Genomic DNA, 5,758 nt, shown 5'->3' with positions numbered 1-5,758 from the left:
ACGAAGTCAGTAACCATACTCACGGCAAGGCGACGTTGACGTGGTTTGAAGAGATTTTCGAAGAGTATTAGAAAGCTCGATGGACTATTCCAGATTTATTCCACTAGATTTTGAAATCAAAAAAAGTTGAGACATAGCGTCTTCAACTTTTTTACATTACTTTAACTACTGATTAAAGTGAGTTTACGTCAACTTTGATACCAACACCTTGAGTAGTTGTGATAGTCAAGTTTGTTACGTAAGTTCCTTTAGCTGTAGCTGGTTTTGCTTTTTGGATTGTTTCGTTGAAAGCTTTGAAGTTTTCAACCAATTTTTCAGCTTCAAATGATACTTTACCGATGATTGCTTGAACGTTACCTGCACGGTCAGCACGGTAAGTGATTTTACCACCTTTAGACTCTTCAACTGCTTTAGCAACATCCATTGTTACAGTACCAGTTTTAGGGTTTGGCATCAAGTTACGTGGTCCAAGGACACGTCCAAGACGTCCAACAAGAGCCATCATATCAGGTGTAGCGATAACTACGTCGAAGTCCAACCAACCGTCGTTGATTTTAGCAACAAGGTCATCTTCACCAACAAAGTCTGCACCAGCAGCTTTTGCTTCTTCAGCTTTTGCACCGCGTGCGAAAACAAGAACGCGTGAAGTTTTACCAGTACCGTTTGGCAATACCATTGCTCCACGGATTTGTTGGTCAGCTTTTTTAACGTCGATGTTCAAGTTGTAAGCAACTTCTACAGTTGCGTCAAATTTTGCAAAGTTAGTTTCTTTTGCAAGTGCTACAGCTTCTTCTACGCTGTATGCTTTTGTGCTGTCGATTTTCTCAAGAGCAGCACGAAGTTGTTTGCTTTTTTTAGCCATTTTCTATTCTCCTTGTAAGTGGTTCAATCGATTTTCATCTCCCACGTCACTCCTCGAAATGATGAAGTCTTGCGGGTTTTCAGTCTATTACTTTCCTTTTCCTACGGCCTTAAGTTCCCTTGCTGTACCCAAGTACAAGTATCAGTCACTTGCCTAGTATGAAAAGCAACTAATAGACTGCTGTGAGATTTTCTACTGTGTTATTGATTAGTCAACAACAGTGAATCCCATAGAACGAGCAGTACCTTCGATCATACGCATTGCAGACTCTACGTTTGCTGCGTTCAAATCTGGCATCTTAGTTTCTGCAATTTCTTGTACTTGTGCACGAGTAACTGTAGCAACTTTAGTTTTATTAGGTGTACTTGATCCTTTTTCAACACCTGCAGCTTTTTTCAAAAGAACAGCAGCTGGTGGTGTTTTCGTAACGAAAGTAAATGATTTATCTTCGTAAACTGAGATAACAACTGGAATGATCATCCCAGCTTGGTCAGCTGTACGAGCGTTGAACTCTTTTGTGAATCCCATGATGTTGATACCAGCTTGACCAAGAGCAGGTCCAACCGGTGGAGCTGGTGTAGCTTTACCAGCAGGGATTTGCAATTTTACAAGTTTTTCGACTTTTTTAGCCATTTTTAAATCCTCCTTTGTGGTTTTGGCGGTAATTAGAGATTTTTACCTCCCACAAGTATGCTTTTCACATACCCATCTATTATACACTATTTATCTGGAATTGCAAGAGAAAAGTTTATTTTTTAATCGACGTAATCTCCGCCTTCAAAGCCGTAATACTCTTCCAAACTGAGACCACTTGCAGCAATTTCTTTAGCTTCTTTTCCTACATAACGCAGGTGCCATTCCTCAGCCATATAGCCTGTTTCCTTTTCCTTGCCTTTGAGATAACGGACAACAAAGCCATAATCAGCTGCATGATCCAAGAGCCATTGGGCTGCTTTTTCTTCTGTCACCAAATCACCATCAGTCCCAATCACATCAAAGGCCAAGCCTGTCTGGTGTTCGCTATAGCCAGGACGGGCAGAGTAACGGTCAGCTGCTGCCTTTCCATCTTGGTTGACATAATCTTGATAGAGCTTGGTCTGAGTTTCATAACTTCTAAAACCACTGTAATGATCACTAATAGGGAAACCTGCCTCTTGCATCGCTTTGATGAGTTTGACCAACTCAGCCTTGGCTGTTGGATTTTCCCCCGGATTATAGTCTTTCGACAAAGGATAATGTTTATTGGCTACGATGATTTCGTCGTATTTTCCTTGGATGCTGTAGTAATCACCTTTATTGACCACTTCTGCTTTTTTCTGGGCAGCCCCTTGAGACTTACTGCCGACTGTCCCATCAGCTTTGGCTGTCTGTTCTGTCTTAGCTGTGCCATCTTCATTTTTTGCTTTTTCTTGTGAACAAGCTGCTAGACTCAAGGATATCAAGGCTGTCAAGACAAGGTATCTTTTTTTCATTTCTACTCCTTTATTTCTAATAGTTTATCTAGTTCTGACGATAAACGTTTAACTAATCTTTTAATCTCATCTGGTTTTGCTTGGCAGGTTTTTGTTGTCATTTCTTCAAAGGGAACCCACCAAACTGGACCACGTCCCTTGAGACCGTGACCATTCATGTCACCGCTTCGTCTAGGGAAAAGATGCCAGTGGAGATGGGCATCGCCATTTCCTAGAAGTTCAACATTCATTTTCTCAGCAGCAAAGGTCTTGGCAACTGCCTCTTGGACTAGACTCATTTCTTCGAGAAAACGTAGTCTTGTTTCCTTTTTCAAATGATGCAATTCCGTGACGTGTTCCTTGGCTAGAAAGAGACTATAGCCTGCAAAATACTGGTGATCTCCAATCACAAGATAGCCTGTTTCCAACTCTTTGACAAAATAGGGATTTTCTCCCTTCTTGATGAGCTCAATTCTCTGGCATATAAGACACATATTAGTCTACCAACGCGCTCTTAATGTAAGCATCAACCATACGCTCTGTTGCGACCACCGAGTCAATATGAGTACGCTCATAAGAATGACTAGACTCGATACCCGCGCCAAGGAGGGCGTGTTTGACCTCTGCCCCTGCGGACATGGCCGCTGAAGCATCCGAACCATAAAATGGATAGATGTCCAGCTTAAAAGGAATATCTTGCTCTTTCGCCAAGGTCACCAAATGTTGACGGAAGTCATAGTGATAAGGGCCTGAGGCATCCTTGACACAGATAGACACTGTGTACTCATCTGTTTGCTGGCCATCGCCCATAGCTCCCATATCAACAGCCAGATATTCGACTACCTGAGCAGGAATATTAGAGTTAGCCCCATGTCCCACTTCTTCAAAGACTGAAAAGGCAAAATGGGTTGTTACGGGCAATTCAATCTTCTCTTCCTTATAAATACGAAGGAGATTAAGCAAAATCGCTGCGCTAACTTTATCGTCCAAATGACGAGACTTGATAAAACCTATCTCTGTCACGACTGTTCGTGGGTCAAAGCTGATAAAATCACCGATCTCAATCCCCAAGGCACGAGTTTCTTTTTCACTAGTTACTTTGGCGTCCAAACGCACTTCCATATTGTCTTGCGTGCGTTCTGCAGTTCCTGCATCCTTGTAGACATGGCAAGAAGTTTGGTGGATGAGAATGCTTCCCGATACCTTTTGACCTGTGCTAGCTACATGAACGGTACAGTTTTCTCCTTCAATCATATTCCAAGGAAAACCACCAATACGGTCCAATTTGAGACGGCCGTCTGATTTGACAGCACGGACAATAGCACCAAGCGTATCTACATGGGCAGTCACATAGCGTTGTTCCTCATCATTTTGACCTTTAATAGTTACATTAACACCGCCCTTGGCTGTGCGAACCGGCTGGTAACCAAAACCTTCTAAAGTTTTGACTAAATAGTCCGAAATCTCACGAGTGAAGCCTGTTGGCGATGCAATAGCTGTTAGTTCTTTGATATATTCTACTGTTTGATTCATTTCTTCACCTCTTTTGCTACCTATTATAACACATTTATCATCGGATAAAAAAAGAAAACCACTCCTGTAGACTTGACTACAAAAGTGATTTTAGTAATTATTCCATTTCAAAAACATCGCTTTCTTGCTTGTTTGGTAGAACCAATGAGAGCAAGATTCCAACGATGGCTGGCACCAACCATGGGAGTGAGGCCTTGGCAAAAGGAAGAACGCTAACAAGATTTGCAAAAAATTCAACCTTAAAGGAGCTTCCTAGTACGCTTGCAATGCCAATAGCTGTAACAACAGCAATTGTCAACTGCATACCTGGTTTTGAAAGAGCCACGAATTTGTTGACAATGACAATCATAACGATGGCAATCGTGATTGGGTACAAAATAACCAGCACAGGGATTGAGTACTTGATAATCGCATCAAGACCCAAATTGGCAATGACAAATCCAATCAAGGTAAAGGCTGTCGCATAAACCTTGTAGCTGATTTGTGGGAAGCGTTCATTAAAGAACTCAGCTGTTGACACAATCAGTCCAACTGTTGTTGTGAAGCAGGTTACAGTAACCATAGCTGCAAGGAAGAGTTGAGCTGTTGAGCCAAAGATTTCTTGAGTAGCTTGTGACAAAATGTAAACACCTGGTGTTCCACCCTTCATCGCTTCAGCTGGTACTGGAAAATGATTTCCAAGGAAACCTAAACCGATGTAAAGAGCGCTGAAGGCAAGGGCAACAACGATACCAACCACCCAAATAGTTGAAATGTATTCTTTCTTACTTGAAAATCCAAGTTGTTTCAAGGTTTGAACTGCGATTACGCTAAAGGCAACTGAAGCAAGGGCATCCAAGGTATTATAACCTTCTAGGAAACCTGTACCAAAGGCAGAAGCTTGATAAGCAGCTGAAGCAGCTTGAGGACTTGTTCCACCGTATTTGAAAGCTCCTAGAACAACCAAGATAACGATCAAAATCGCAAAGACTGGCGTTAAAATACGGCCGATACGGTCTAAGATTTTTGATGGATTAAGCGAAATCAAATAGGCTGCCACAAAATACAGAATCGTAAAGACAATCAAACCAAGACCTTTATTTGCATCCGACAAAAGGGGGCTAATCCCTACTTCGTAAGCTGTTGTAGCAGTACGTGGGATAGCAAAGAATGGACCGATTGACAAATAAAGAACTGAGAGGTAAAGAGTCGCAAACCAAGGCGCTATCTTTGTTGAAATCTCGTAGATATATCCTTTAGGATTTAGCGTTCCAATAATAAGAGTCAAGACGGCGATACCGACACCTGAAAAGACAAAACCTGCGATGGCAGGAAGAAAATGTTCTCCAGATAGAGCACCTAGAGAAGGCGGAAAAATCAAGTTCCCCGCACCAAAAAATATTCCAAACAGGAGTAAACCTGTTAAGGCACCTTTTTTAGCCATGAAAATCTCCTTCATATTTATAAAATACTGACCTAGTATATCATGAATAGGAGTATGAAAAAAGCTTCACGAAGTAAATATTGAATGTTTTCAAGATTCTTAAAAATGAGAATTATCTAAAAATAACTTTCCCCTACCCAGTCCACACCAAGTAGGAGAAAATTATAATGTTTACAGTTCTTCAAAGGCAGTCATACCACCTTGTACATTGATAACCTCATAACCTTGTTCTGATAGGAATTGGCAAGCACGCGCCGATCTCATTCCAGATTTACAAATAACATAATGTAACTGATCCTTGTCCAATTGATCATAGGTATCAGGCAATTGACTAAGTGGCAGGTTGTAGGCGCCTTCTAAATGAAGAGCTTCAAATTCATCCACTTCTCTCACGTCCACTAAAGAAAGTTGGTCGTTTTGATAAAGCTGGTAAAATGCGTCAAAGGTTATTTCTTTCATTCTTTTTCTCCTAATACTCTTCAAACCACG

At 41.4% G+C, this 5,758-nt stretch carries 7 protein-coding genes; all 7 read right to left on the bottom strand.

Translation table 11 applies throughout. The annotated features are described in order from the left end of the window. Positions 1-172 precede the first annotated feature (172 nt). Positions 173-862, bottom strand: coding sequence for a 50S ribosomal protein L1 (gene rplA, locus HT723_RS01320; protein WP_001085675.1), 690 nt, complete (start codon positions 860-862; stop codon positions 173-175). A 207-nt stretch (positions 863-1,069) separates the two neighbouring features. After that, a complete protein-coding gene (gene rplK, locus HT723_RS01315; protein WP_001085812.1) occupies positions 1,070-1,495 on the bottom strand; it encodes a 50S ribosomal protein L11 in 426 nt (141 codons plus the stop codon). A gap of 122 nt (positions 1,496-1,617) precedes the next feature. Continuing rightward, positions 1,618-2,334, bottom strand: a complete 717-nt coding sequence (gene ldcB, locus HT723_RS01310) for an LD-carboxypeptidase LdcB/DacB (RefSeq protein ID WP_172926395.1) — start codon at positions 2,332-2,334, stop codon at positions 1,618-1,620. Positions 2,335-2,336: 2 nt separating this feature from the next. After that, positions 2,337-2,807, bottom strand: coding sequence for an HIT family protein (locus tag HT723_RS01305; protein ID WP_172925103.1), 471 nt, complete (start codon positions 2,805-2,807; stop codon positions 2,337-2,339). Position 2,808: 1 nt separating this feature from the next. Continuing rightward, positions 2,809-3,846: a M42 family metallopeptidase gene (locus tag HT723_RS01300; protein WP_172934471.1), complete on the bottom strand. Its 1,038-nt coding sequence runs from the start codon at positions 3,844-3,846 to the stop codon at positions 2,809-2,811. A 97-nt stretch (positions 3,847-3,943) separates the two neighbouring features. Further along, positions 3,944-5,269 (bottom strand): branched-chain amino acid transport system II carrier protein, encoded by a 1,326-nt coding sequence (gene brnQ, locus HT723_RS01295; protein ID WP_031233635.1) that lies wholly within the window; start codon positions 5,267-5,269, stop codon positions 3,944-3,946. A 171-nt stretch (positions 5,270-5,440) separates the two neighbouring features. Continuing rightward, entirely contained in the window at positions 5,441-5,728 is a 288-nt protein-coding gene (locus HT723_RS01290) for a rhodanese-like domain-containing protein (RefSeq protein WP_023936571.1), read from the bottom strand. Positions 5,729-5,758 lie beyond the last annotated feature (30 nt).

Origin of the sequence: Streptococcus sp. 2106, assembly GCF_013277315.1 — a bacterium.
GTDB lineage: Bacteria > Bacillota > Bacilli > Lactobacillales > Streptococcaceae > Streptococcus > Streptococcus pseudopneumoniae.
Note: the sequence above shows the minus strand (reverse complement) of the source record. Positions and strands in the feature narration are given on the sequence as shown.